19 protein-coding genes are annotated in these 25,802 nt (G+C 65.9%); 8 read left to right on the top strand and 11 right to left on the bottom strand.

All coding sequences use genetic code 11. The features are described from left to right. Positions 1 to 314 precede the first annotated feature (314 nt). Positions 315 to 491: a hypothetical protein gene (locus L0963_RS01560; protein WP_186402905.1), complete on the bottom strand. Its 177-nt coding sequence runs from the start codon at positions 489 to 491 to the stop codon at positions 315 to 317. 47 nt (positions 492 to 538) lie between these two features. On the opposite strand from L0963_RS01560, the gene arr reads away from it, so the two are divergent. Continuing rightward, a complete protein-coding gene (gene arr / locus L0963_RS01555) occupies positions 539 to 979 on the top strand; it encodes an NAD(+)--rifampin ADP-ribosyltransferase (RefSeq protein WP_062901746.1) in 441 nt (146 codons plus the stop codon). 31 nt (positions 980 to 1,010) lie between these two features. Here arr and L0963_RS01550 read toward each other — a convergent pair whose 3' ends face one another. Next, complete coding sequence (locus L0963_RS01550) at positions 1,011 to 1,877, bottom strand: TauD/TfdA dioxygenase family protein (protein WP_217372704.1); 867 nt, start codon at positions 1,875 to 1,877, stop codon at positions 1,011 to 1,013. 185 nt (positions 1,878 to 2,062) lie between these two features. On the opposite strand from L0963_RS01550, the gene L0963_RS01545 reads away from it, so the two are divergent. Then, positions 2,063 to 2,521: a glycine zipper 2TM domain-containing protein gene (locus tag L0963_RS01545; protein ID WP_062901744.1), complete on the top strand. Its 459-nt coding sequence runs from the start codon at positions 2,063 to 2,065 to the stop codon at positions 2,519 to 2,521. 42 nt (positions 2,522 to 2,563) lie between these two features. Here L0963_RS01545 and L0963_RS01540 read toward each other — a convergent pair whose 3' ends face one another. The 5 genes from L0963_RS01540 to ung form a co-directional block, all read right to left on the bottom strand. Next, positions 2,564 to 2,992 (bottom strand): OsmC family protein, encoded by a 429-nt coding sequence (locus L0963_RS01540; protein WP_062901743.1) that lies wholly within the window; start codon positions 2,990 to 2,992, stop codon positions 2,564 to 2,566. Between the two features lie 63 nt (positions 2,993 to 3,055). Beyond that, entirely contained in the window at positions 3,056 to 3,388 is a 333-nt protein-coding gene (locus tag L0963_RS01535; RefSeq protein WP_186402903.1) for a DUF962 domain-containing protein, read from the bottom strand. A 48-nt stretch (positions 3,389 to 3,436) separates the two neighbouring features. Further along, positions 3,437 to 3,901: a YaiI/YqxD family protein gene (locus L0963_RS01530; RefSeq protein ID WP_186402902.1), complete on the bottom strand. Its 465-nt coding sequence runs from the start codon at positions 3,899 to 3,901 to the stop codon at positions 3,437 to 3,439. Continuing rightward, a complete protein-coding gene (locus L0963_RS01525; protein WP_186402901.1) occupies positions 3,898 to 4,656 on the bottom strand; it encodes a sulfite exporter TauE/SafE family protein in 759 nt (252 codons plus the stop codon). Before L0963_RS01525 ends, L0963_RS01530 begins: the two co-directional genes overlap by 4 nt. Beyond that, positions 4,653 to 5,366, bottom strand: a complete 714-nt coding sequence (gene ung / locus L0963_RS01520; protein ID WP_186402900.1) for a uracil-DNA glycosylase — start codon at positions 5,364 to 5,366, stop codon at positions 4,653 to 4,655. The genes L0963_RS01525 and ung overlap by 4 nt, the downstream gene beginning before the upstream one ends. Positions 5,367 to 5,458: 92 nt before the next feature. Between ung and L0963_RS01515 the strand changes: the two genes are divergently transcribed. From L0963_RS01515 to L0963_RS01495, 5 genes are all read left to right on the top strand, one after another. Continuing rightward, on the top strand, positions 5,459 to 5,803 hold the full coding sequence (locus L0963_RS01515) for a phosphoribosyl-ATP diphosphatase (RefSeq protein ID WP_062901739.1): 345 nt from the start codon (positions 5,459 to 5,461) through the stop codon (positions 5,801 to 5,803). Positions 5,804 to 5,839: 36 nt separating this feature from the next. Next, positions 5,840 to 6,217: a histidine triad nucleotide-binding protein gene (locus L0963_RS01510; RefSeq protein ID WP_186402899.1), complete on the top strand. Its 378-nt coding sequence runs from the start codon at positions 5,840 to 5,842 to the stop codon at positions 6,215 to 6,217. Between the two features lie 137 nt (positions 6,218 to 6,354). Next, on the top strand, positions 6,355 to 12,192 hold the full coding sequence (locus L0963_RS01505) for an alpha-2-macroglobulin family protein (protein WP_217372705.1): 5,838 nt from the start codon (positions 6,355 to 6,357) through the stop codon (positions 12,190 to 12,192). A 171-nt stretch (positions 12,193 to 12,363) separates the two neighbouring features. Next, entirely contained in the window at positions 12,364 to 14,493 is a 2,130-nt protein-coding gene (gene pbpC / locus L0963_RS01500; protein ID WP_062901738.1) for a penicillin-binding protein 1C, read from the top strand. Positions 14,494 to 14,597: 104 nt separating this feature from the next. Next, positions 14,598 to 16,154 carry an amino acid permease gene (locus L0963_RS01495; RefSeq protein WP_062901737.1) on the top strand — a complete coding sequence of 519 codons (1,557 nt, stop codon included), beginning with the start codon at positions 14,598 to 14,600 and terminating at the stop codon, positions 16,152 to 16,154. Between the two features lie 57 nt (positions 16,155 to 16,211). Here L0963_RS01495 and L0963_RS01490 read toward each other — a convergent pair whose 3' ends face one another. The 4 genes from L0963_RS01490 to L0963_RS01475 form a co-directional block, all read right to left on the bottom strand. Continuing rightward, positions 16,212 to 17,423 carry a multidrug effflux MFS transporter gene (locus L0963_RS01490; RefSeq protein WP_234178499.1) on the bottom strand — a complete coding sequence of 404 codons (1,212 nt, stop codon included), beginning with the start codon at positions 17,421 to 17,423 and terminating at the stop codon, positions 16,212 to 16,214. Positions 17,424 to 17,627: 204 nt separating this feature from the next. Next, entirely contained in the window at positions 17,628 to 17,930 is a 303-nt protein-coding gene (locus L0963_RS01485) for a hypothetical protein (RefSeq protein ID WP_186402896.1), read from the bottom strand. 25 nt (positions 17,931 to 17,955) lie between these two features. Next, positions 17,956 to 20,841 (bottom strand): M16 family metallopeptidase, encoded by a 2,886-nt coding sequence (locus L0963_RS01480; protein ID WP_186402895.1) that lies wholly within the window; start codon positions 20,839 to 20,841, stop codon positions 17,956 to 17,958. Positions 20,842 to 20,935: 94 nt separating this feature from the next. Further along, positions 20,936 to 23,089: an acylase gene (locus tag L0963_RS01475; RefSeq protein ID WP_186402894.1), complete on the bottom strand. Its 2,154-nt coding sequence runs from the start codon at positions 23,087 to 23,089 to the stop codon at positions 20,936 to 20,938. A 130-nt stretch (positions 23,090 to 23,219) separates the two neighbouring features. Here L0963_RS01475 and clpB point away from each other — a divergent pair, with 130 nt between their 5' ends. Next, positions 23,220 to 25,799 (top strand): ATP-dependent chaperone ClpB, encoded by a 2,580-nt coding sequence (gene clpB / locus L0963_RS01470; RefSeq protein WP_186402893.1) that lies wholly within the window; start codon positions 23,220 to 23,222, stop codon positions 25,797 to 25,799. Positions 25,800 to 25,802: the final 3 nt, after the last annotated feature.

The following is a 25,802-nucleotide window of genomic DNA, read 5'->3' as shown; positions in this document are numbered from 1 at the left end:
CGACCGCCAGCGCAAGTTTATCGAGCCGCTCGCCGCAACGGCCTGCGTGACCGATGCAGCGTCGGGCTGTCGGCGACGTCGGCCTATAACCTCCGCCGCCGCCCCGATGCCCATGCGTTCCGCCATGCGTGGGATGCCGCGACCGATTGCGGGATGCGGCGGCTGGTCGACGCCGCGCTAGCTCGCGCGGTCCACAGCATGCCCGTTCGCATATTTTACAAGGGCGAACAGGTGGGCGCGCGGCGCGAATATCTCGAACGGGTCGCGATGTTCCTGATGCGCACGCGCGCCCCCATCGCTTTGGCGCCGCAGGGTCAGGCGACACAGGCCGCGGCGCCGCGATTGCCGATGGTGACGCTGCCGAAGCCCGGCTGGCCGAGGCGCTCGCGCGGATCGGCGTGCCCGCCGACCCGCCGCCCGCCGACCCGCTGCGCCTGCCCGGCCCGGCTGCCGACGACCGCGATGGCGCGGAACCAAGTGACTGATTTCAAAGGCCCGGAGGTGACAAGTTTGACAAGTTATGGCAAAGCGGGCCCGAATGAATGACACCGCTCCCACCGTCCCCGAACCCGGCGGCCCCGAAAAGGGCGCAACCTTCTATCACGGCACCCGCGCCGATCTGGCCGTCGGCGACCTGCTCGCCGCGGGTTGGACCAGCAATTACGGCACGGAAAAGCCGCTATCGTGGATCTATTTCTCCGCCGCGCTGGAATCCGCGATCTGGGGCTGCGAGCTCGCCGCAGGTGACGGCCGCGAGCGCATCTACATCGTCGCACCGACCGGCGACTGGTTCGACGATCCCAATCTCACCGACAAGAAATTTCCCGGCAACCCGACGCGCAGCTATCGCAGCCGCGCACCGCTGCGCATCGTCGGCGAAGTCGAAAGCTGGACCCCGCACCCGCCCGACGTTCTCGCCGCGATGAAGGACGGCCTCGCCCAGCTGAAGGCCGAGGGGAAGGATGTGATCATCGACTGACCGGGCGGGAGGGGCCGCGGCGCCGCCGGGATCAGCTGCTCGGGCGCTCGTCCTTGTAGAAGGGCCGGTCGCCGGCGATCGTCACCCGCTCCATCCGGCGCACCGCGGGGAAATAGTCGGATGCCGCATAATGCTGGCCGGCGCGATTGTCCCAAAAGGCGACCGACCCCGCCTCCCAGCGAAAGCGGCACTGATATTCGGGTATGGCCGCCTGCGCGTAGAGATGCGTCAGCAGCCAATCGCTCTCCTTCTCGATCAGCCCCTCGATATGGCTGGTAAAGGCGGTGTTGACGTATAGCGCCTGCTCGCCGGTTTCGGGGTGGGTGCGTACCACCGGGTGGCGCTGCGGCGGATATTGGTCGTGCAGTTCCTCGGGCCGCTTGCCCAGTCGGCGGGCAAAGACGCGGGCGATGTCGTGAACGGCGGTCAGGCCGCGGCACCAGTCCTGCATCGCCGGCGACAGGCCGCGAAAGGCGGCGCCCATGTCGGCGAACAGCGTGTCGCCGCCGACGGGCGGCACCTCGACCGCGCGCAGGATCGACCCCAGCGACGGTTCGGCGCGCCAGGTGACGTCCGAATGCCACGCATTCTCCTGCCCCTTCGAATCGGGGCCATAGGCGATGTGCAGCACTTCGGGATCGGGCTGGTCCTTGGGCGTCGCGGGGTGAATCTCCAACGTCCCGAAGCGGCGGGCAAAGGCGATATGCTGCTGCGCGGTGATGAACTGGTTGCGAAAGAAGATCACCTTATGTGCCAGCAGCGCGGCGCGGATTTCGGCGATCGTCTCGTCATCCTGCTCAGCCGACAGGTCGATTCCATCGATCTCGGCGCCGATCGACGGGGTCATCGGCGTGACTTTCAGGCGAGCAAAACTGCGCGGCGACGCGGCGACGTTCATGGCATCTCTCTCCAACCGTTCCTGTTTTCAGCAGCGAATAGGCGCCCTCGCCGCCGCCGAGTCAAGGCGGCCGCTCCGGCCCGCGACGGAACCACTGGAGGCATTCGCGGGTCTTCTATGACGGAAGACCTGCGCTCCACCCGGCCGTCCCCCGGCCTTCCCCCCGACAGGTCAGGAGAGACGATATGAAAAAAGCAACGATGCTCACCCTCGCCCCCCTCGCCGCGGCGACCGCGCTGGCGGGCTGCGCCTCGACCGGCAGCTATGGCTATGACGATGGCGGCTATGGCTATTACGACAACAGCTATCACGACCGCTACGGCCGCTACGACTGGAACAATCCCGATCCGCGCTACGGCGGCTATTATGCCGACAATTATTACCGGAACGACCGGCGCTACCGCGAACGCCGGATGTCTGATGGCGACCGCATCTATCGCGGCCGCGACGGCAAATATTATTGCCGCCGCTCCGACGGCACCACCGGGCTGATCGTCGGCGGCATCGCGGGCGGCGTCCTCGGCAACGTCATCGCGCCGGGCGATTCGAAGACGCTGGGCACGGTGATTGGCGCCATAGGCGGGGCGGTCGCGGGCAATGCGATCGACCGCGGCAGCAAGAAGGACGACGTGCGCTGTCGCTAAGCGTCTCCGCCGGGCCGGCCTGTGCCGGCCCGGCGCACCGCCTCAATTCTCGAGCGTGTGTTCAAGCGTGATTTCGCAGTTCAAAAGCTTCGAGATGGGGCAATTGGCCTTCGCATCGGCGGCGATGGCCGCAAAACGGTCCGCCTCGATCCCCGGCACCCGCGCCGTCAGCGTCAGTGCCGATTTGGTCACTGCAAAGCCGTCGCCATCCTTGTCGAGCGTCACATCGGCCTTGGTATCGATCTGCCCGTCGCTGAACCCTGCCCGTGCCAGTGCGAAGGACAGCGCCATCGTGAAGCAGGACGCATGCGCCGCCGCGATCAGCTCTTCGGGATTGGTGCCGGGCCCGTCCTCGAAGCGCGAAGCAAAGCCATAGGGCTGCGCATCGAGCGCGCCGCGCGCCGTCCAGATATGCCCCTTGCCGTCCTTGCCGAACCCTTCGTACCGCGCCGAACCGCTGTTGACCGTCATCGCTTTGCTCCTTCTGATGGCTCTCTCTTTGCAGGAAGCCCGCAGCGCCGCGATGGTTCCGGATCAGCGGGCAACACCGGCCTCGTCGAGCTCGCGGCCCAACCGGCCGGTCAGCCACAGCGCCCACATGCGAAAATCGGCGGCGAGGCTCCACAAGGGATAGGTAAAGGTCGCCGGGCGATTCTTCTCGACCCCGAAATGCGCCGCCCAGGCAAAGGCATAGCCCGCGACAGGAAGCGCAGCGAACAACCACCAGCGCCCGGTCGCAAGCGCGGCTACCGCCAGCAGCACGACGAGCGATGTCCCCACATAGTGCAGCGCCCGCGTGCGCGGCTTGCTATGCTCGCGCAGGTAGAAGGGCCAGAATTCCGCAAAACTGCTGTAATTGCGCGCCATGAGGGCAAGATGCGCAGGGTCGCGGTGCGGGTCAAGCCCGGCAACGCACTACCCCGCGCGGCTCAACCGGACGAGTGCAGCGTCGAGCGCTTGCAGGAATTGCGAGCGGTCGGCCTTTGAAAAGGGTGGCGGACCGCCGATCCCGGCGCCCATGCCGGCACGCAGATCGGCCATGATCGCGCGCGTCGCGATGGCCGGTCCGATCGAGGCTGTAGTGAACGGCTTGCCATTCGGCGCCAACACGGTTGCCCCCGCCTTGAGCGCGCGGTCGGCGAGCAGGATATCGGCCGTGACGACGATGCTGAGCGCATCGGCCTCCGCCGCGATCCAGTCGTCGGCAGCATCGAAACCGTCGGACACGGTTATCCGCTCGATCAGCGGGTGGTCGGGGACGCGCAGACGGCTGTTGCTGACGACCTTCACCGGGACTTCGTGGCGCCAGGCGACGCGGTAGATTTCGTCCTTCACCGGGCAGGCGTCGGCGTCGACCAGGATCGTCGGCACCCCACTCATCCGGCAACCCCGTCCCACAACAGCTTCGCACCCAACAAGACCATCAACCCGTAGATGATCACATAGAAGCGTGCGCCGTCGATCCGCTTCAGCCAGCGCACCGTCAGCAGCGTCGCGACGATCGCCAGCGGCATCAGGAGCAGGGCCGCGACGATCACCTCGTGCGGGAAAGCGCCGAGCGCCAGATAGGCGGGAACCTTCATCCAGTTGACGATCGCGAACAGGATGGCGCTGGTCCCGATAAAGCTGAGGTGAGGCAGCTTGCGCGGCGTCACCCACATCTGGAACGGCGGGCCGCCGGCATGCGCGATCTGGCTGGTGAACCCCATCAGCCCGCCGAACAGCGTCCCCACCCAGCCCGGCGAGCGCGACGCCGCGACGATGCGTCCGCCGCGTTCGACCCACAGGCGATAGAGGCCGAAGGCGAGCGTGATCGCACCGAGCGCCGCCATCAACTGCGCCTCATCGACGCGGTCGGCATAATAATATCCCGCCGCAACGCCCACCGCCGCGCCGGGGAGCATCCAGCCGATGACCCAGCCGTCCCACGTCTTGCGAAACGACCACACGCTGATGACGTCCTGCACGATCAGGATCGGCAGCAACAAAGCCGCCGCGGTGGCCGGCGGCAGCACCAGCGCCGCCAGCGGTGTTGCGAGCGCGCCGACCCCGGCCAGCCCGCCCTTCGCCATGCCGAGCAGGATGACCGCGACGATCAGCACCGCGAGCGTCAGCGGATCGGCAAGGATGCTCATACGACCGGCGGGTCGACCGGGTCGGGCAGCCGCCAGTCGATCGCGCCCCGGCCGTGCGCCTCCAGAAAGGCATTCGCCTGGCTGAACGGCCGCGACCCGAAAAAGCCGTTATGCGCCGACAAGGGCGACGGATGCGGTGCGCGCAGGATCAGGTGCGGGCCGTCGGCGCCCAGTCCCGGCACGTTCGCCGCCTTGCGCTGCGCATGGCTGCCCCACAGGATGAAGACCTTGGGCGCGGGGTCGGCAGCGACCGCTGCGACCGCGGCGTCGGTGAACTTCTCCCACCCCTTGCCCTGATGCGACGCCGCCTGCCCGCTTTCGACCGTCAGCACATTGTTGAGCAGCAACACGCCTTGTTCGGCCCAATGCTTCAGATATCCGTGCCGCGCGGGCGGGATGCCGAGGTCGCTCGCCATTTCCTTGTAGATGTTGACGAGGCTGGGCGGCGTGCGCACGCCCGGCTGGACCGAAAAGCACAGCCCGTGCGCCTGTCCGAGCCCATGATAGGGATCCTGTCCCAGGATGACGACGCGGACGTCCTGCGGCGGCGTCGCATCAAGCGCGGCGAACCAGTCGCGGGGGCGGGGAAAGATTGTCTTCCCCTTCGCGCGCTGGTCGCCCAGAAAGGCCTTGAGCTGCGCCATATAGGGCTGGTCGAACTCGCCACCGATGCGCGCGAGCCAGTCGGGATGCAATTTGACATCGGCCATGCCGGCGCTTGACCAGAGCCGCGCCGCCTTGTCCAGCGTCCATTCCCTCGCTAGGCGGTCTGCAACGGCCATGGCACCGGAGGAGTGGGCGAATGACGCAGGAACGGGATGGCGCGATCGGCGATGCCTTGACGCTGCTTGAGGCCGTGGTGCGCGCGCGCCTGGCCGCGGGCGACGCCGGCGCCTCCTACGTCGCCAGCCTCGCCGCCAAGGGGCGCGGAAAGATCGCGCAAAAACTGGGCGAAGAAGCGACCGAAACGGTGATCGCAGCGCTGACCGAGGACGATGCGGCGCTGACCGGCGAGGCCGCCGACCTCGTCTTTCACCTGACCGTCCTGCTGGCCGAACGCGGCATCGGCTGGGATGCCGTCGCCGCCGAACTCGCCCGCCGCCACGGCATTTCGGGCCACGCCGAAAAGGCCGCGCGCGCGCCATAGCTGTGAGCCACAACCGGTACGAACCCAGGAGTCCCCATGCCCATCGACGCCACCCTGCCCTATGACGAGAATAATATCTTCGCGCGCATCCTGCGTGGCGATCTGCCGTCGAAACCCGTCTATGAAGACGAGTTCGCTTTCGCCTTTCACGACATCAATCCGCAGGCGCCGCTCCACATCCTCGTGATTCCCAAGGGCGCCTATGTCAGCTGGGACGATTTTTCGGCACGCGCCAGCGATGCCGAAATCGCGGGTTTCATCCGCGCCGTCGGCAAGGTGGCCCGCGACCGGCAGCTCGTCGAACCCGGCTACCGCCTGCTCGCCAACATCGGCGGCCATGGCGGGCAGGAAGTGCCGCATCTCCACGTCCATATTTTCGGCGGCCAGTGGCTCGGACCGATGCTCGCGCGCTGAGCTTTCCCATGCTGCTGTGACCCGTGTCACAGCGGCGCCCCGCCCTCCGGCTAGGCGGGACCGGTACGCGGGGCATGCTGGACAGTTGCACCTGTTTCCAGCAGGATAATGACGGGTCCAGACGGGGAGACGACTCGATGATGACGGGATGGCGTGGGCTGGCGAACCGGCTGGCCGGCAAGATGCGATTCGCGCTCATCGTGCCCGTCGCGGTTGCGCTTGCGGCCGCTGGCGGCGACACCGTCCCGCAGGTCACGCTCGCCACGCCGGGCAGCGCCGGAAACGGCGACGGCACGATCAGCCGTTTCACCCTGCGCTTTTCCGAAGACATGGTGCCGCTCGGCGATCCGCGCGCCAAGGCACCCGCGACGAACGACTGCAAAGTGCCGTCGACCGGACGCTGGGTCGATACGCGCACATGGGTTCTGGAATTTGCCAAATCGCTCCCCGGCGGTGTCAGCTGCCATGTCGAACTGCGCGCCGACCTGCGCACGGCGCGCGGCGTCAGCGTCGTCGGCAACGACCGGTTCGAGATCGACACCGGCGGTCCGTCGGCGCGCGCCGTCCTGTCGGGCGACCGCTATGACGGGATCGAGGAAGACCAGATATTCCTCGTCGCCACCAACGTCGCGGCCGATCGCGCCTCGGTGGGCCGCTATGGCTATTGCGCCGTCGATGGCATCGGAGAGAAGATTCCGCTCGACGTGCTGCCGCGCGAAACGACCACCGAAATCCTGACCGGCGTCGGCGACGGCGACTGGCGGCGACAGCAGTTCAGCTACGATGCCGGCCTGCCGCTGCGGCTGCCCGCAGCAGGCGCCGATCGCGAAGCGATGCTCGACCGGATCGTCCCGGTCAAATGCCGCCGTCCGCTGCCCCCCGGCCGCGAAATGGCGCTCGTCTGGGATGCCCGCATCGCCCAGCTTGGTGCGCCGAGCCGTACCGCCGGCCGCGATCAGCGCTTCGACTATGATGTGCGCCCCGCTTTCACCGCCAAGATGGCGTGCAGCCGCGTCAATCCGCAGGCGGGCTGCAACCCGATCAAGGATGTCGTGCTGAGCTTCGCTGCTCCGGTCGCGCGCGCGGCCGCGCTCGCCGCGACGCTGAAGACCTCTGACGGCAAACAGCTGACGCCCAAAGCGAGCGACGACGACAAGAACGATGCCTGGCTGACGCAGGTGCGCTTTGCGGGGCCGCTGCCGCAGAATGTCGACGCGACGATCGTGCTGCCCGCCGACATTCGCGATCAGAGCGGCCGTGCGCTGCAGAATCAGTCGAACTTTCCGCTGAAATTCCACATCGACCGCGCCCCGCCGCTGGTCAAGTTCGCGGCCGACTTCGGCATATTGGAGGCAAGCGAGGGCGGCGTCCTGCCGGTTACCGTGCGCGGGGTGGAAGCCTCGCTGGTCCAGCGCGGGCTCAAGATGCCCGCCGCGACCCTGCGCGTCGGCGATGACGATGCCGCGGTCGCGCGCTGGCTGAAGCGCGTCGAGGATGCCGGCAAGACCGACTTTCGCGATGAGAAGAACGCGAAGGGCGAGGATATCAGCGTCAATTACACCGGCACGACGTCGGTATTCGATGGCGCCCCCGCAGGCGGCGAGCGGCGCGACCTGCAACTGACCCCGCCGGGTGGCGGCAAGGAGTTCGAGGTCGTCGGCATCCCGCTCGCCGAAAAGGGCTTTCACGTCGTCGAAATCGCCAGCCCCGAACTCGGCGCCGCACTGCTGGGGCGCAAGGCGACCCGCTATGTCGCAACCGCTGCGCTCGTCACCAACATGGCGGTGCATTTCAAATGGGGCCGCGAATCCTCGCTCGCCTGGGTGACCGCGCTCGACACCGGCTTGCCCGTGGGCGGCGCCGATGTCCGGATCACCGACAGTTGCACCGGGCGCCTGCTCGCGCGCGGTACCGCCGACAAGGCCGGCCGGCTCGCCTTCCCAACCGGCCTCCCCGAGCCCGAAACCTATTCGAGCTGCGAAGAGGATGCCGACCCCGCGAACAGCGAAGGCCATGCGCTGATGGTGTCGGCGAGATCGGGTGACGATTACAGCTTCACGCTGACCGATTGGGGTGACGGCATCCGTCCCTATGATTTCGACCTGCCCTATGGCTGGTCCGAACGCGACGATCTGTTGCACACCCTGTTCGACCGCTCGCTGGTCAAGGCCGGCGAAACGGTCAACATGAAGCATGTTCTGCGCCGACAGGTCGGCCAAGGATTTGCGATACCCGAGGCGATGACGGGCAAGCTGCGCCTCGTCCATCGCGGTTCGGACACCGAATTCGACATGCCCTTCGCGATCGACGCCAACGGCAGCGGCGAAAATGTCTGGAATGTGCCTGCATCGGCGCCGATGGGCGATTACGACCTTGTCTTCGTCACCAAGGACAAGAAGGGCGAGGAAAAGACGATCTGGTCGTCCGAATCGATCCGCGTCGACGAATATCGCCTGCCGACGATGAAGGCAGCGATCACCGGCCCCAAGACGGCGTCAGTGCGGCCGACGCAGGTGCCGTTGTCGCTGTTCGTCGGCTATTTGTCGGGCGGCCCGGCGGCCAATCTGCCGATCGAGATCCGCACCGATTTCACCCCGCGCTGGTCACCGCCCGAAGACTATCGCGACTGGGATTTCGACGGCAAGCCGGTGAAGGAGGGCATCGTCCAGCTCGACGACAGCGGCGACGAGCCCGAACCCGACATGCCACTCGCGCGCTCGACGCCGCTCGTCCTTGACGCCAACGGCAGCGCGCAGACGAGCATCACCGTCGATCAGCCGATCGTCGAACCGACGCAGATGGCGGTCGAGATGGACTATGAGGATGCCAATGGCGAAACGCTGACCAGCCGCCGCGGCATCATGCTCTACCCCTCGGCGGTGCGCCTCGGGCTCAAGACCGACGGATGGCTGATGCGCGACAACGACCTGCGGCTCAAATTCATTGCGCTCGATCTCGACGGCAAGCCGATCGCGGGGCAGCGCATCCAGGTTGCGCTCTACAATCGCGAGATACTGACCGCGCGGCGGCGCCTGATCGGCGGCTTCTATGCCTATGACAACCAGATGCGCACGACCCGGCTCGGCACCAGTTGCACCGCAACGACCGACAAGCTCGGCCGGGCGAGCTGCGCGATGGCGCCCGGCGTGTCGGGCGAGGTGACGGTGGTCGCAACCACGGTCGATGCCGATGGCAACGAAGCGCGCGCGGTCCGTTCGGTCTGGCTTGCGGGCGATGACGATTGGTGGTTCGGCGGTGACAATGGCGACCGCATGGACGTGATCGCCGAAAAGCCGCGCTATGCCGCCGGCGACACGGCGGTCTTCCAGGTCCGCATGCCCTTCCGCGAGGCCACCGGCCTCGTCACCGTCGAACGCGAAGGCGTGCTGTCGAGCTTCGTCGTCCCGCTGAAGGGCACCGACCCGGTTGTGAAGGTCAAGCTACCAGCGACCTATGCACCCGACGTCTATGTTTCGGTGATGGCGGTGCGCGGCCGCGTAACCGGCGGCGAGAGCTGGTTTCGCAAGATGAAGCGCGCCGTCGGCTTCAAGATCGAGAATAGCGAAGGCGCGCCGCCGACCGCGCTCGTCGATCTTGCCAAGCCGAGCTATCGCCTCGGCATCGCGCGCATCAAGGTGGGTTGGGAAGGGCATCAGCTCGACGTCAAGGTCAAGGCGGACAAGGCGAAATATGCGATCCGCGACAATGCCAAGGTCGCGATCGAGGTGCGCACCCCGAACGGCAAACCCGCGGCGGGCGCCGACGTCGCCTTTGCGGCGGTCGATGAAGCGCTGCTCCAGCTTTCGCCGAACAAGAGCTGGGAATTCCTCGATGCGATGATGGGCGAACGCCCGCTCGACGTGCTCACCTCGACCGCGCAGATGCAGGTCGTCGGCAAGCGTCACTATGGCCGCAAGGCGCTGGCGCCCGGCGGCGGCGGGGGCGGCGACCTCAGCGGCCTGACGCGCGAGGATTTTCGTCCCGTGCTGCTGTGGAAGGGCCATGTCGCGCTCGACAGCAAAGGCCGCGCCGTCGTCGACGTGCCGCTTTCCGACAATCTTTCAGCCTTCCGCCTCGTCGCGATCGCGACCGACGGCGCCCAATATTTCGGCACTGGCGAAACGAGCGTCCGCACCGTTCAGGATCTGGGCGTCTTTGCCGGCCTGCCCGACCTTGTCCGCACCGGCGACACCTATGATGCGCGGTTCACGCTGCGCAACGGCACCGATCAACCGATGGAGGTGGTCGCCAACGCCACGCTGTCGCCCGCAATTGCGACCGCGCCGCCGCTCACCGTCACGATCCCGGCGGGCGGTGCGGTGCCAATCAGCTGGTCGATGACCGCGCCCGCCCAGCCCGGCCCGCTGCAATGGACGGTCGAAGCGGTGTCGAAAAATGGCAAGCAGCGCGACCGGCTCGTCTTCGACCAGCAGGTCGAACCGGCGGTGCCGATCGAAACCTGGGCCGCCAGCCTTGTTCGCGTCGGCTCGACCAGCAGCCTGCCGATCGGCGTGCCCGCGGGCGCCTTGCCCGGCGGCTATGTCGATGTCACCCTCGCGGGAACGCTCGCACCGCCGCTCGCCGGAGTGCGCGATTATATGGCGATCTATCCCTATAATTGCTTCGAACAATCGACCTCGCGTGCGATCGCGCTCGGCGACCTCGGTCGCTGGCAGGCGCAGGCAGGCGCCCTGCCCACCTATCTCGATAAGGATGGGCTGCTGCGCTATTGGCCGAACGACCGGCTCGACGGTTCGGCCGAGCTTACCGCCTATGTCATGGCGGTGACCGCAGCGAATGGCTTTGCGATCCCCGAAGAGCCCAAGGCACGGATGATCAAGGCGCTGCAGGCGGTCGTCGAAGGACGGCTGACGCGCCGCGGCTACGGCCCCTATGATCTGCGCCCGGTCCGCATCGCCGCGCTCGCCGCGCTGGCCCGCAACAATGCCTCGAGCGCACAGCTCGTCGCCGCGATCGACGTCAAGCCCGTCGATATGGCGACCGGCACGCTTGCCGACTGGCTCGTCGCGATCGAACGGACGCCGGGGGTCCGCGGCGCCGCAGCGCTGCGCACCGCGGCCGAAGCCGAACTGCGCAAGCGGCTTGTCTATGAAGGCACGCGGCTCGACCTCGTCGACGACGCGAAGGCGCCCTGGTGGATGATGACCAGCGGCGACGAAATGGCGATCAAGGCGCTCGAAGCCGTGCTCGGCCGCAAGGGCTGGGAAGAGGACACCGGCAAGATGATGGTCGGCGTCGCGCAGCGCCAGCGTCGCGGCCATTGGGATACGACGCCTGCTAATGCCTGGGGCGCCATTGCGGTCCGCCGCTTCGCCGAGCTCAATCCGGCAAGCGCGATCACCGGCGTGACCCGTATCGCGCTCGGCGGCGGCAGTGCGGCGCAGACCTGGTCGCTTCCCGCCGACGCCGCGCCGCTCAGCTTGCCGCTGGTCAGCGGGACGATGAGCCTGAAGCAGGAAGGCACCGGCAATCCGTGGGCGACGGTCAGCGTACGCGCGGCCGTCCCGCTCAAGGAACCGCTCGACGCCGGCTACCGGATCAAGCGGTCGGTCAGCATCGTCAAGGCGGCGAACAAGGACCGGCTGACCCGCGGCGACGTGATCAAGGTACGGATCGAAATCGTCGCAAGTGCGGGCCGCACCTGGGTCGTCGTCAACGATCCGGTCCCGCCCGGCGCGACGATCGTCGGCAATCTGGGCGGACAGTCCGAGATGCTCGGTGCCCAGGCGACCGTATCGAACTGGCAGCCGAGCTATGTCGAGCGGGGCCGCGACAGCTGGCGCGGCTTTTATGGCTGGATGCCCGCCGGCACCCATGCGGTGGAATATGTCCTGCGCCTCAACGGCTCGGGCCGCTTCACCCTGCCCCCTACGCGGGTCGAGGCGATGTATTCGCCCGCAATCCGCGGCCAGTGGCCGAACGGTGCGATGACGGTCGCGGCCGCGGCGCAGTGATGGATCTGCGGCCCAACATGTTCCTCCCTGTCGCGCAGCGATGGGGCGGTGGCAGCGCGCAGCGCTGACGGAGGGGCTTTTGACGCACCCTTGCGGCCCCCTCCACCATCCTTCGGATGGTCCCCCTTCCCATGCCCTTGGCACGGGGAGGATTTTCAGGCGTTTCGATCGATGACGACAACCCCGAGCCGCCGCTGGTTCGATATGCTGGCGTGGGTGGCGCTCGCCGCGCTGGTCCTCGCCACCGCCGCGCACCTGGTTACGCGCCCGCCGGCGATGCCCGACTATGATGCGGTGCGCGCTGCATGGAAGCCGAGCGAAGCATGGCTTTACGACCGCGAGGGGCGATTGCTCGACAGCGAACGCGTCAATTTCGAGCGCCGCCGCCTTGCCTGGGTGCCGCTGAACGACATCAACCCGGCGGTGCGCGACACGGTGGTCGCGGCGGAGGACAAGCGCTTCTGGTCGCATGGCGGGGTCGACTGGTTGGCGATAGCGAGTGCCGTACGCGCCCGCTGGACCGGCGGACGCTCGCGTGGGGCCTCGACGTTGCCGATGCAGCTTGCCGCCTTTCTGGCGCCCGAACTCGCACAGCCCGGCCAGCGCGGCTGGCTCGCCAAGCTGCGCCAGATGCGCGCGGGACAGGAACTCGCGGCGCATTGGACGCACGACCAGATGCTCGAAGCTTATCTGAACCTCGTCCCGCTGCGCGGCGAAATTCAGGGAATCGGCGCGGGCGCCGAAAATCTGTTCGGCAAGCGTCCGGCCGACATGAGCGGCACCGACGCCGCGTTGCTCGCGGGTCTGCTGCCCAATCCGGCGGCAAGCCCCGACGCGCTCGGTGCACGCGCCTGCCGCATCGCGCATGCCGCCGATTGCGGCGCGATCCGCGCCGCGGCAGGCGTGCTGACCTCGGGCGAGCGCGCCGCGCGCTACGACCCGGCGCTCGCGCCGCACCTCGCGGTGCGCCTGCTCGACAAACCGGGCAAGCGCGTCACCTCGACCATCGACCGCGACGTTCAAGCCGCCGCGATCGTCGCGATGCGGCGCCAACTCGCCGGGCTCGGCCCCGATCGCGTCCGCGACGGCGCGGTCGTCGTCCTCGACAATGCGACCGGCGAGGTGCTCGCCTATGTCGGCGGTGTGGGCCTCAAATCGACCGCGGCGCAGGTCGACGGCGCCAATGCGCGGCGGCAGGCGGGCTCGACCCTGAAGCCGCATCTTTACGCGCAGGTGATCGAGCATGGCTGGCTGACCGCCGCCTCGATCCTCGACGACAGCCCGGTTCAGCTCGACACCGCCTCGGGCCTCTATGTTCCCAAAAATTACGATCACAGCTTCAAGGGGCCGGTCAGCGTGCGCAGCGCGCTCGCTTCGTCGCTCAACGTCCCGGCCGTGCGCACGCTCGTCATCGACGATGTGCAGGAATTTCGCGACCGGCTCTGGGCGCTCGGCTATCACGGGCTGGTCGAGGACGGCGAATATTATGGCTTCAGCCTTGCCCTCGGCTCGGCAGAAGTCAGCCTTGTCGAACAGGCGAACGCCTTTCGCACCCTTGCCAATCTCGGCCGCTGGTCGCCCGTCCACTTCATCATGGGAGAACCGCGCGGCGAGGAACGCCAGATCGTCAATCCGGGGGCCGCCTTCATCGTCGGCGACATATTGGCGGACGCGTCGGCGCGCACCGATGCCTTCGGCGCCGACAGCGCGCTGCGCCTTCCCTTCTGGGCCGCGGCGAAGACCGGCACGTCGAAGGGGATGCGCGACAATTGGTGTATCGGTTTTTCGGATCGCTACACAGTGGCCGTCTGGGTCGGCAATCTCGAGGGCGATTCGATGCGCGCAGTGTCGGGCACATCGGGCGCGGCGCCGGTCTGGCGCGACGTGATGCTCGCGCTCCACGCGGGCCGGCCAGGCAAACCGCCGGCGATGCCGGACAATGTCGAAACGCGGCGGATCAGCCTTCCCGGCACGCGCGAACCGCCGCGACGCGAATATTTCCTGCGCGGCACCGCGCAAAGCGAAATGGCGGCCGCCCCGGCCGCCGCGCGCCGCCCGCGCATCACCAGCCCGGTCAGCGGCAGCGTCTATGCGCTCGATCCCGATATTCCGATCGACCGGCAGCGCTTGGCGGTGATCGTCAGCGGCGACGTCGCCGGTTACCGCCTGCTGCTCGACAAGGCGGTGCTCGGCGACGCCGACGCGGGCCAACAGCTTTTGCCGCGCCCCGGAAGCCATATCCTGACCCTCGTCGACCCCGGTGGACGGATGATCGACCGCGTCCGATTCACGGTGCGGTAAAGCGGACTGTCACACCTCTGAAATTAAGTTGCGCTGCCGCGAGGAGCGGTTAGTCTGCCCCGCCAGGAGACGGGCCCGTTCGGGGCCTCAAAGGGGATATTTGCATGATATTTGGTCGCGTCAAACCGCTCGACGCCATCTTGGCCACGGCCGAGAAAAAGTCGCTGCACCGAACGCTCGGTGCCTTTCAGCTCACGATGCTCGGCATCGGCGCCATCATCGGGACGGGGATATTCGTCTTGACCGCAGAGGCGGCGCAGAAGGCCGGCCCCGGCATGATGTGGAGCTTCGTGATCGCGGGGCTGGTCTGCGTTGTGGCGGCGCTCTGCTATTCCGAACTCGCATCAATGGTGCCGGTTTCGGGTAGTGCCTACACCTACACTTATGCTGTCATGGGCGAATTGCTTGCCTGGACTGTCGGCTGGGCGCTGATCCTCGAATATGCGGTAGCCGCATCAGCCGTGTCGGTCGGTTGGTCGGGCTATTTCGTGGGGCTCTTATCCAATGCCGGCATAGAATTGCCCATGTCGCTGACCGTCGGCCCTTATGCCGGCGGGATCGTCAACCTCCCGGCGCTGGTTATCGCACTGCTCGTGACTTGGCTGCTGATGATCGGCACGACCGAAAGCGCGCGCGTTAACGCCGTCCTTGTCATCATCAAGGTAACGGCCCTCACGATGTTCATCATTCTCACTCTGCCGATGATGCAGGGGAAGAACTTCGAACCCTTCCTGCCCAATGGCTGGTTCGGTCAGGCTTCCGGGCTTGGCGCCGTCGGCGCAGCCGCTTCGATCTTCTTTGCCTATGTGGGCTTCGACGCCGTTTCGACCGCAGCCGAAGAAACAAAGAACCCGCAGCGCAATGTACCGATCGGCCTGATCGCTTCGCTTGCTATCTGTACGGTGTTCTATCTCGCGGTGGCAGCGGGCGCGATCGGCACCGTCGGCGCTCAGCCGGTTTCAGGCCTCGGAGGCGAAATTCTCGCTCCTGGGTCGAGCGAACTTGCCGCGCGCTGCGCATCGCTCGCCGCTGCCGGCTCCGAACCGCTTGTCTGCTCGCGCGAAGCTCTGGCTCATGTTCTGCGTGAGATCGGCCACCCGGCGCTGGGCAATGCCATCGGTCTTGCCGCTTTCCTTGCGCTGCCATCGGTCATTCTGATCATGCTGTTCGGGCAGACGCGGATCTTCTTCGTGATGGCACGCGACGGCCTTCTGCCTGAAAAGCTCGCCACTATTCACCCCAAGTGGAAAACCCCGCACGTCGTCACGATGATCACGGGGGTCGCGGTCGCCTTCTTCGCCGCCTTCCTGCCCGTCGGCAAGCTCGCCGATATTTCGAACTCCGGCACGTTGTTCGCCTTTTTCATGGTCGCCATCGCGGTCCTGATTCTGCGCATAAAGGAACCCAACCGGCATCGGCCGTTCCGCACGCCTCTCGTGTGGGTCGTATCGCCGCTCGCCATTTTCGGCACGCTCGGTCTCTACATGAACCTGCCGTTCGACGCGAAAATGGTGCTCCCGGTCTGGGGTGGCGTCGGCTTGGTACTCTATTTTCTCTATGGCTATCGTCGCAGCCACGTCGGCCGCGGGATCGTCGAGGTGCATGAGGACGACGCCGATGCGCCGCCGCCGCCAGTGCCCCCGGCGCCGTCGTTCGACTGATGCGGCATCGTCGCGCGAATGGGAAAGGGGGCTTCGGCCCCCTTTCTTTTGCTCAACTTAATAGGGACTTTTCGGCGCGGTCCCCGGACGCGTGAACAGCTTGCCGCGCTCGGCCCAGAAGACCAGCGCCAGCCCGGCAATGCCCGACACCAGAAAGGCATAGGCAAGCGGCAGCGTCGTACCGTTGTAAAGCTGCCCGATCAGCGCGCCCATCACCGCGGCCAACAGCGTCTTGCAGAAGCTCTGATAGGAGGAGGCGACCCCGGCCATATGGCCGAAATCCTCCATCGCGATCGACCCGAAATTGCTGCCGATGAAGCCGATCAGCCCGACGTTGACCATCATCAGCGCGGTGAACATCCACAACGTCTCGGTGCCGCTCAGCGCGACGACGATCTGTACCGTCGCGGTCGCCATGAAGGCAAAGACCGCGCTCTGCGACACGCGCCGCGCACCGAAGCGCTCGACGATCGCGGCATTCGAAAAATTGGCGATCGCGATACCCGCGGCAACACAGGCAAAGACGAGCGGAAACCAGCTTCGCGCGCCGAACACTTCGGCGATGATCTGCTCGCTGCTGTTGAGATAGCCATAGAGCGCGCCCTGCATCATCGCGGACGCGATCATATAGCCCGCCGCCCGGCGGTGCCGCGTCACCGTCGCCCAGCCCGCGATCATCGTGCGCGCATTGAGCGGCCGGATGTCGGCCGGATCGAGCGTTTCGGGCAGGCGGCGCAGCCACAGCAGCATCACGACGCCCATCACCGCCAGCACGATGAAGATAGCGCGCCAGTTCGCGACCGCCGTGATCCCCGCGCCCATCGTCGGCGCGATCGCGGGAACGATCATGAACACCAGAAAGATCATCGACAGCCGCTTCGCCATCGCGTCGCCCGAAAAGAGGTCGCGAATGACCGCGACGACGATCACGCCGAGCGCTGCACTGATCATGCCGTGCCCGAAGCGCAGCGCGAGCAGCAGCGGGAAACTGTTCGCCAGCCCGCAGCCGATCGAAAAGGCGACATAGGCGAACAGGGCGGGCACCAGCACGCCCTTGCGGCCGAAGCGATCGGACAGCGGCCCGTAGAACAGCGAACCGATGCCGATGCCGAGCAAATAGGTCGAAATCACATATTGCCGGTCGTTCGCGACGGCGACCCCCAGCCCCTCGCCGATCGCGGGGAGCGCGGGGAGCATCGAATCGATGGCGAGCGCATTGAGTGCCATGACCATCGCCATCATGAACACCATTTCGCGGTCGCCGGGCATGCGGGACCGCTGGGCGGATTCGGTCATTTTGTGCATTGCGAAAGGCCTATGCGCCTCCGGCACGGATTTGGATAGCCCCGCGCCGCCGAAAAGCTATGCAATGCAGCAACATCGGCGCGGTCGGCAGTCCATGCCGCCCCATCTGTCCACAAAAAAAGGGCCGCTCCAACGGAGCGACCCCTCTCATTTCCGATATCCGGACGATCAGGCCTGACGGGTGCCCGTCATCGCCATCGAACCGAACGGGCCGGCCTTGATCGTGCCAGTCAGCGCGTCGCCGTCGATCGTCGCTTCGCATTCGAGCGTCATCGGCATCGGAACTTTCATGTTCATCGTCCACGTCAGCTTGTTGCCGTCGACCTTGCCATTCTCGACATCGAGCGAGCCCATCGCGCCGGCATTCTGGCCGGTGAAGCTGTCGCCGTTGCTGTTCACGGTGAAAACCGACTTCTGGTCGCCCATCGGCGACTTGGTAACGCAGTCATATTTGCCATCGACCTGAGACATCGAAACTCTCCTACTGAAACTAATGTTAGTTAGCGGGCTTCGCTGTTTCCACGGGCAGACCCAATCCGTCAAGCTGCGGTTTCACCACAGCGGCATCCCCGACGACGACATAGACGAGGTCGCCGGTACTCAGCTCCTTGCGCGCCGCAGCATCGAGTTCCTCGGCCGTCATCGCCTCATATTTCGCCGGCAGCGTTTCATAATAATTGTCGGGCCGGTGATATTTGACGATCGCACGCAAGCCGCCGAGCACGTCGCCCGATGTCTCGAAGCTGCCCGGCAGTTCGCGTACGCTGCCGTTCGTCGTGCGTTCCAGCTCTTCGGCGTTTACGCCCTTGTCGCCGATGAACGCGGTCAATTCCTTCTGGAATTCGCGGATCGAATCGCCGGTGCGGTCGGCCTGCACCGGCGCCACCGCCACCCAGGTCACGCGGTCGGCTTCGCCCGAAACGCGCGAGCGCACGCCATAGGACCAGCCCTTGGTCTCGCGCAGGTTCATGTTGAAGCGCGAAAGGAAGCTGCCGCCGAAAATATCGTTCGCCTGGCGCAGTACTTCCAGATCGTCGCCGCCCTTCACGTCGAGTACCTTGCCCGCGATGATGATCGACTGCGGCGACTTGGGCCGATCAACGAGCAGGATGCGCGGCTGCGGCTTCGGAATCGCAATCTCGAAATGCTTTTCGGGTTTCGCGGTCTTCGGCGCCTTCCAGTCGCCGAAAGCGGCGTCGAGCTGCTTCGTGACGTCTTTCAGTGTCGTGTCGCCGACGACGAAGATGCGGGCATTGTCGGGGCGAATCCACGTCTGGTGGAATGCCGCGAGCTGGTCGCGCGTCGCGGCTTTGACCGCCGCTTCGTTGCCGAGGCCCGACGGCGGGATGCCATAGGGATGATCGGCGCCGTAAAGCACCGGCATCAGCACGCGGCTGGCGATCGCATTGGGATTGTTGAGTTCAGCGTTCAGGCGGTTGAGCTGCTGCGCGCGCACCCGCTCCAGTTCCTTGCCGTCAAAGGCCGGGTTACGGATATAATCGGCGAGCAGGCCCAGCGACGCGCTGAGGTTCGGCTTGAGCGCGAACAGGCTGAACACCGTTTCGTCGGCGTTCGCCGAACCGTCGATCTGGGCGCCGAGGCGTTCCTTCGCTTCGGCGAAGGCGATCGAATCCTTGCTCGTCGTGCCTTCGTCCATCAGGCTGAGCATCAACGACTGGGTGCCGAGCGCATTGTGCGGATCGGCGGCATAGCCGGCATCGAAGCTCACCGCGACCTGCACCGTCGGTACCGCGGTCCGGCGCGCGAAGACGACTTCCATTCCGTTCTTTAGCTTGGCGCGTTCGATCGCCGGAAATTCGAGCGCTTTGAGGTCCATCACCGCTGGAAGCTGCGAACGATCGGCGATCGAGGTCGCCGTGCCGACACCCGTGTCAGGCCCGACGTCGCCGAGCGCCGCATTCCAGTAACGGTCGGGCGATACCGCCGCCACCGGCTTGCCTTCGGTGAAGGCCCCGCCACGATTTTCACCGCCTTCGGTACGCTCGCCGGGCGAGTAGGTCAGCGAGAAAGCCGGACGCGACATCCATTTGTCGGCCACCGCCTTCGCCTGCTCGGGGGTCACCTTCGCCAGCCGGTCGAGCTCGGTCTTGTAATAGGCGGGATCGTTCGAATAGAGCGCGCCCTCCGCGAGCGTCACCGCCTTGCCGCCAAAGCCGCCGACCGATTCCAGCCCCGAAATCGTACCGCCGAGATAGCTGGCCGCGGCACGCTGCAATTCGTCCGCGGTCGGGCCGGTCGCCAGGAAATCGGCGATCTGCGCGTCAAGCTTTTCGCCGACGACCTTGGGGTCGACGCCCGGCTTCACGTCGGCCTGCACGATCAGAAAGCCTGCATCCTCCAGCGTTTGCGCGAACGCCGCGACGCTGACCGCGACCGGGTCCTTGCGGACGAGCGCATTGTCGAGCCGCGACGACGACAGGCCGCCAAGCACCGCAGTCGCCATTTGCAGCGGCACCGATTCGGGATCGTTGAGGCCGGGAATCGCCCACATGCGGTAGATGCGGGTGGTCGGAATGAGATCCTTGACCTCCTTGGCGAGCGGTGCGGGAAGTGTCGGAACAGAGGTTTGCGGCGCCTTCACTTCGGGGCCGCGCGGAATGTCGCCGAACCATTCGGCGACCTTGGTCTTTGCGGTGGCAAGGTCGATGTCGCCCGCCAGCACGAGCACGGCATTGTTGGGGCCGTAATTGTCGCTGAACCACTTCTTCACATCGGCAAGGCTCGCCGTGTTGAGGTCGGTCATGGAACCGATGGTGCTGTGATGATAGGGATGCCCCTTGGGGAACAGATTTTCGAAGATTTCGTACCGCAGCAGACCGTAGGGATTATTGTCGCCCTGGCGTTTTTCGTTCTGGACGACGCCGCGCTGGTTATCGAGCTTTTCCTGCGTCACTGCGCCGAGCAGATGGCCCATGCGGTCGCTTTCGAGAAACAGCGCGCGGTCGAGCGCGCCGGTCGGCACCGTTTCGAAATAGTTGGTGCGGTCGGTATTGGTCGTGCCGTTGAAATCGGTCGCGCCGACCTGTTGCAGCGGTTCAAAGAAGTCGCCCGGCGAATTTTCCGAACCGTTGAACATCAGATGTTCGAACAGATGCGCAAAACCCGTCTTGCCCGCGGGTTCGTGCTTCGATCCGACGCGATACCAGACCGACACCGCGACGACCGGCGCCTTGTGATCTTCGTGCACGATCACGCGCAGTCCGTTGTCGAGCGTGAAGCTCTGGTACGGAATATCGACCGCCTTCACCAGTTCGGAAATCGGCGCGGGCTGCGCCTCCTTGGCTTTGGCAAGGGCGGGGCCGGCCGCGACGAGCGACGTCGATACGGCCAGGGCGACGGCAAAGCGATGGAAGCGGGTCATGGATATCCTCTTGAAACCGGGGGCACGAAACGCGCCGGTGACGAGCATGCCGGACGGCACTGTATCAACGGTTTAGGACAGCTCTGCTGCGCTTTCAAGGCCGATAGAATCGCGCTCCGCTCGCGCGAAGCGCCGCCGGATCGAAAAGCACCGGCTTCAACCGATGCGCGACGAACAGAGGGGCCTGGTCGTTGTAATGCGGACTTTCCGGTCGCGTCGTCGCGGCACCGAAGGGCTGCACCGATTCCGAATGGACGCGTCCCGCCTTGTCCCACGTCACGAACATGATGAAGCTGTCGCCGTGCCGCACCTTCAGCCGGCCGTCGGGTTCAACGTCCCACAGGGTCGAAGCCCGCACCGTATCGTTGCCGCCATCGAGCGGCAGGTCGACCCGGTGGGCACCTTCGCCATGGCGCAGCCGCAGCACGGTCCCCAGCGCGGGGTCGAGCGTCCCGAAATATTTCTGAAGATGCACAGCGCTGTCGCGCAGCACCGTCATCGGATCGGGGTCGGCCTTGCGCTGATAGTGACTGCCATTCGCCGGGCGCAGCACAAGCAGCGCCAGCGCATCGCCCTGCCCTTTGCCGTCCAGGTTCCAGTCCCACGCGCGCAGCAAATCTTGCGCCGCCGCGATCTGCGCATCGCCCTTGGCATCGAGCGCGAGCAGCCGGTCGATCCAGACCTTGGCATAGCCGCTCTTCGCATAGGCGGTGTCATATTTGATCGTCTTCAGCCGCGCGGCATCGATCGGTCCTGGCGCCCCGAACAGGTCGATCAGGCGCACCGCGCGATTGGTCATGTCGTCCTCGATCCCCATCAGCGGCGAAAAGGCCGCCGGATCGAGTTCGCTGCCCGGCCCCGCCGCGACCCACGGCGTATTGTTGGCGTTCATCACGAAACCCGAGCGCGGATTGACCAGCGCCGGCACCCGCTCGAACGGCAGCGACTTCGTCCAGACGTCGGCAGATGTGTCGCCGGGCAGTACGCCGCGCCAGTTGAAACCCGCCGGGCGGTCGGGGAACATCGCGTTGTAGAACAGGCCGATATTGCCTTGGGCATCGGCATAGATGAAGTTGGTCGCCGGAACCCCCTGCCCCGCCATGGCCGCGCGCCATTCGGCGAAATTCTTCGCCTTGTTCAGCCGATAATATTGGGTGACCATCGCCGACTGGTCCATGCCGGCATAGCGAATGGCAAAGGCACCCTTGGCATTCTTGATCACCGGGCCCTGGACCGATCGCCACACGGTCTGCGGCACCGGCAGCACGAAGGGACCATATTTGACGCGCAGCCACACGCGCCGCTTTTCCAGCGGCAGCCATTTGCCATCGAAGCGATATTTTTCGCCGCTGTCGTCGAGCACCAGCTTGTACACGTCGATCAGGTCTGGCCGGTTCACCGTGTTGGTCCAGCCCAGATATTTATTGTGGCCAAGGAAAGGGTAAGGCGAACCGGGAAAGTTGGCGCCCGCAAAATCCCACCCTTCGCCCGAATGAACGACCAGTTCGTACCAGGCGACCCCGCCGGTCCATGGCTGATGCGAATTGGAAACGAGCCGCGTCGCGCCATCGGGGGCCCGGCCCGGCGCCACCGCCATGCCGTTCGAGCCATTATGGTCGGGGTCGCGGCCGACCGGGGTCAGCTCGCGCGGGACCAGCTTGCCGACGGCATCGAGCGCTGGACCGCCTTCGCGGAACAACGGCTTGCCTTCGGTCAGGCGCCCCAGCACCGAATCGACCCCGAAGAAGAAGGGCGAACGCAGCACGAAACCGGCAACGACATCCTCGCCGGTCACCGGGAACAGCCCCGACAGGCGCACCTCGTCGGGGTGCTTGTCGGCATAATGGTTGAGACCTGCGGCATAGGCAGTGAACAGCGCACGCACGTCGGCGGGCAGGCGCGGCCAGTCGCGTGCCGCGGTCTTGCGGATATCGAGGAGCTGCGCGACATAATCGATCTTGGCGCCATCGGCACCAAGCAGCGCGCCGGTGCGCCCGCGCGTCATCGCGATCACCTCTTGCAGCGTCGCGAAATCATCCTCCGAATGGGCGTAGGCGACGCCATAGGCGACGTCGGCATCGGTCTTGCCGAAGATATGCGGCACCCCGAACCTGTCGCGTGCGATCTGCACATTGGTTGGCCGGAACGCCGGCGCGGGCGAAGCTTCGGCAGTCAGGGGATCCCACGCCGCAAGGCCAACCGCCACCGCAACGAGCAGGAGGACGAGGCCAAGGAAAAATTTACGCATCGGCTTTCCCGCTCCATATATTATGGCGACTGGGCGACCTCATGGCGGAAAATTTGCGGCGCGAATAGCCATGCTCTTGTGTTGCAAATGGGCAACACTATCTCTGGTGTCGAGAAAGGGGCTTATCCACATGAACCTCGAAAAATTTACCGATCGCGCCAAGGGCTTTCTGCAGGCGGCGCAGACGATCGCGATCCGCATGAACCATCAGCGGATCAGTCCCGAGCATATCGCCAAGGCGCTGCTCGAAGACAATGAAGGCATGGCCGCGGGCCTGATCCAGCGGGCGGGCGGCGACATGCCGCGCGCGGTCGCCGGCATCGACGCGCTGCTCGCCAAGGTTCCCGCCGTGTCGGGATCGGGCGCGCAGGCGACGCCGGGGCTCGACAATGACGCGGTGCGCCTGCTCGATCAGGCCGAACAGGTCGCGACCAAGGCGGGCGACGGCTATGTCACCGTCGAACGGCTGCTGCTCGCGATGGTCCTCGCCTCCTCGACTCCGGTCGGCAAGGCATTCGCCGACGCGGGCGTGAAGGCCGACGCGCTCAACACTGTCATCAACGAACTGCGCCGCGGCCGCACCGCCGACAGCGCGGGCGCCGAAGACAGTTTCGAAGCGCTCAAGAAATATGCGCGCGACCTCACCGAAGTCGCGCGGTCGGGCAAGCTCGACCCCGTGATCGGCCGCGACGAGGAAATTCGCCGCACCGTGCAGATCCTCGCGCGCCGCACCAAGAACAACCCCGTGCTGATCGGCGAACCGGGCGTCGGCAAGACCGCCATCGCGGAAGGGTTGGCGCTGCGCATCGCCAATGGCGACGTACCCGACAGCCTGAAGGACCGCCGCCTCCTTGCGCTCGACATGGGCGCACTGATCGCGGGCGCCAAATATCGCGGCGAGTTTGAAGAACGACTCAAGGGCGTGCTCGACGAGGTGAAGTCCGCCGAGGGCGAGATCATCCTGTTCATCGACGAGATGCACACGCTCGTCGGCGCGGGCAAGGGCGACGGCGCGATGGACGCGTCGAACCTCTTGAAGCCGGCGCTCGCGCGCGGCGAACTTCACTGCATCGGCGCGACGACGCTCGACGAATATCGCAAATATGTCGAGAAAGACCCCGCGCTTCAGCGGCGCTTCCAGCCGGTGTTCGTCGGCGAACCGACGGTCGAGGATTCGATCTCGATCCTGCGCGGGCTCAAGGAAAAATACGAACTGCACCACGGCGTGCGCATCACCGACGGCGCGATCGTCGCTGCGGCGACGCTGTCGAACCGCTATATCTCTGACCGCTTCCTGCCCGACAAGGCGATCGACCTGATGGACGAAGCCGCGAGCCGCATCCGCATGGAGGTCGAATCGAAGCCCGAGGAGATCGAAAATCTCGACCGCCGCATCATCCAGATGAAGATCGAGGAAGCGGCGCTGACCAAGGAGACCGATGCGGCATCGAAAGACCGGCTCACCGCGCTGCAGGCCGAGCTTGCCAATCTTGAACAGCAGTCGGCCGAACTGACGCAGAAATGGCAGGCCGAAAAGGACAAGATCCACGCCGAGGCGAAGATCAAGGAAGAACTCGACGCTGCACGCTCGGCGCTCGAACAGGCGCAGCGTGCGGGCGACCTCGGCCGTGCGGGCGAGCTCAGCTACGGCACGATCCCCGCGCTCGAAAAGCGGCTCGAGGAGGCAGAGGCCGCCGCGGGCAATGCGATGCTGCGCGAGGAAGTCACCGCCGACGACATCGCCGCGGTGGTCAGCCGCTGGACCGGCATCCCGGTCGACCGGATGATGGAGGGCGAGCGCGAAAAGCTGCTCGGCATGGAGGAGACGCTCGGCAAGCGCGTCATCGGTCAGGACGAAGCCGTGCGCGCCGTCTCGACCGCCGTCCGCCGTGCCCGCGCGGGGCTACAGGATCCGAACCGGCCCTTGGGCTCGTTCCTCTTCCTCGGCCCAACGGGCGTCGGCAAGACCGAGCTCACCAAGGCGCTCGCGCGGTTCCTGTTCGACGACGACAATGCGATGGTCCGCATCGACATGTCCGAATTCATGGAAAAGCACGCCGTGTCGCGGCTGATCGGCGCGCCTCCGGGCTATGTCGGCTATGAGGAAGGCGGGGTTCTGACCGAAGCCGTCCGCCGCCGTCCCTATCAGGTCGTCCTATTCGACGAGGTCGAAAAGGCGCATGGCGACGTGTTCAACATCCTTTTGCAGGTGCTCGACGACGGGCGGCTGACCGATGGGCAGGGGCGCACGGTCGACTTCACCAACACGCTGATCATCCTGACCTCGAACCTTGGCAGCCAGGCGATCGCGGCGCTGCCCGACGACGCGCCGGTCGAACAGGCCGAACCCGCGGTGATGGAGGTGGTGCGCGCGCATTTCCGGCCCGAGTTCCTGAACCGGCTCGACGAGATCGTGCTGTTCCACCGTCTCGCGCAGCAGCATATGGGCGGCATTGTCGACATTCAGGTCGCGCGCGTCCAGAAGCTGCTCGACGATCGCAAGGTGACGCTCGACCTCACCGACGCCGCGCGCGCGTGGCTCGGCCGGGTAGGCTACGATCCCGTCTACGGCGCGCGGCCGCTGAAGCGCGCGGTGCAAAAATATCTGCAAGACCCGCTCGCCGACCTGATCCTGAAAGGTGAAGTCAAGGACGGATCGACGATCAAAGTGGACGAAGGCGACGGCGGCCTTGTCCTGACGCCGGCATAAGTC

Origin of the sequence: Sphingopyxis sp. NFH-91, from assembly GCF_021401285.1 — a bacterium.
Taxonomy (GTDB): Bacteria; Pseudomonadota; Alphaproteobacteria; order Sphingomonadales; family Sphingomonadaceae; genus Sphingopyxis; species Sphingopyxis terrae_A.
This window is presented reverse-complemented; position numbering and strand designations above follow the sequence as displayed.

What these genes read in the sequence shown, in the direction of transcription:
- L0963_RS01480 (WP_186402895.1), bottom strand. Translation starts at nt 20,841, where the DNA reads ATGACCCGCTTCCATCGCTTTGCCGTCGCCCTGGCCGTATCGACGTCG.
- L0963_RS01540 (WP_062901743.1), bottom strand. Translation starts at nt 2,992, where the DNA reads ATGACGGTCAACAGCGGTTCGGCGCGGTACGAAGGGTTCGGCAAGGAC.
- L0963_RS01515 (WP_062901739.1), top strand. Translation starts at nt 5,459, where the DNA reads ATGACGCAGGAACGGGATGGCGCGATCGGCGATGCCTTGACGCTGCTT.
- L0963_RS01505 (WP_217372705.1), top strand. Translation starts at nt 6,355, where the DNA reads ATGATGACGGGATGGCGTGGGCTGGCGAACCGGCTGGCCGGCAAGATG.
- L0963_RS01550 (WP_217372704.1), bottom strand. Translation starts at nt 1,877, where the DNA reads ATGAACGTCGCCGCGTCGCCGCGCAGTTTTGCTCGCCTGAAAGTCACG.
- L0963_RS01530 (WP_186402902.1), bottom strand. Translation starts at nt 3,901, where the DNA reads ATGAGTGGGGTGCCGACGATCCTGGTCGACGCCGACGCCTGCCCGGTG.
- L0963_RS01545 (WP_062901744.1), top strand. Translation starts at nt 2,063, where the DNA reads ATGAAAAAAGCAACGATGCTCACCCTCGCCCCCCTCGCCGCGGCGACC.
- clpB (WP_186402893.1), top strand. Translation starts at nt 23,220, where the DNA reads ATGAACCTCGAAAAATTTACCGATCGCGCCAAGGGCTTTCTGCAGGCG.
- L0963_RS01475 (WP_186402894.1), bottom strand. Translation starts at nt 23,089, where the DNA reads ATGCGTAAATTTTTCCTTGGCCTCGTCCTCCTGCTCGTTGCGGTGGCG.
- L0963_RS01495 (WP_062901737.1), top strand. Translation starts at nt 14,598, where the DNA reads ATGATATTTGGTCGCGTCAAACCGCTCGACGCCATCTTGGCCACGGCC.
- ung (WP_186402900.1), bottom strand. Translation starts at nt 5,366, where the DNA reads ATGGCCGATGTCAAATTGCATCCCGACTGGCTCGCGCGCATCGGTGGC.
- pbpC (WP_062901738.1), top strand. Translation starts at nt 12,364, where the DNA reads ATGACGACAACCCCGAGCCGCCGCTGGTTCGATATGCTGGCGTGGGTG.
- arr (WP_062901746.1), top strand. Translation starts at nt 539, where the DNA reads ATGAATGACACCGCTCCCACCGTCCCCGAACCCGGCGGCCCCGAAAAG.
- L0963_RS01510 (WP_186402899.1), top strand. Translation starts at nt 5,840, where the DNA reads ATGCCCATCGACGCCACCCTGCCCTATGACGAGAATAATATCTTCGCG.
- L0963_RS01490 (WP_234178499.1), bottom strand. Translation starts at nt 17,423, where the DNA reads ATGCCCGGCGACCGCGAAATGGTGTTCATGATGGCGATGGTCATGGCA.
- L0963_RS01525 (WP_186402901.1), bottom strand. Translation starts at nt 4,656, where the DNA reads ATGAGCATCCTTGCCGATCCGCTGACGCTCGCGGTGCTGATCGTCGCG.
- L0963_RS01535 (WP_186402903.1), bottom strand. Translation starts at nt 3,388, where the DNA reads ATGGCGCGCAATTACAGCAGTTTTGCGGAATTCTGGCCCTTCTACCTG.
- L0963_RS01485 (WP_186402896.1), bottom strand. Translation starts at nt 17,930, where the DNA reads ATGTCTCAGGTCGATGGCAAATATGACTGCGTTACCAAGTCGCCGATG.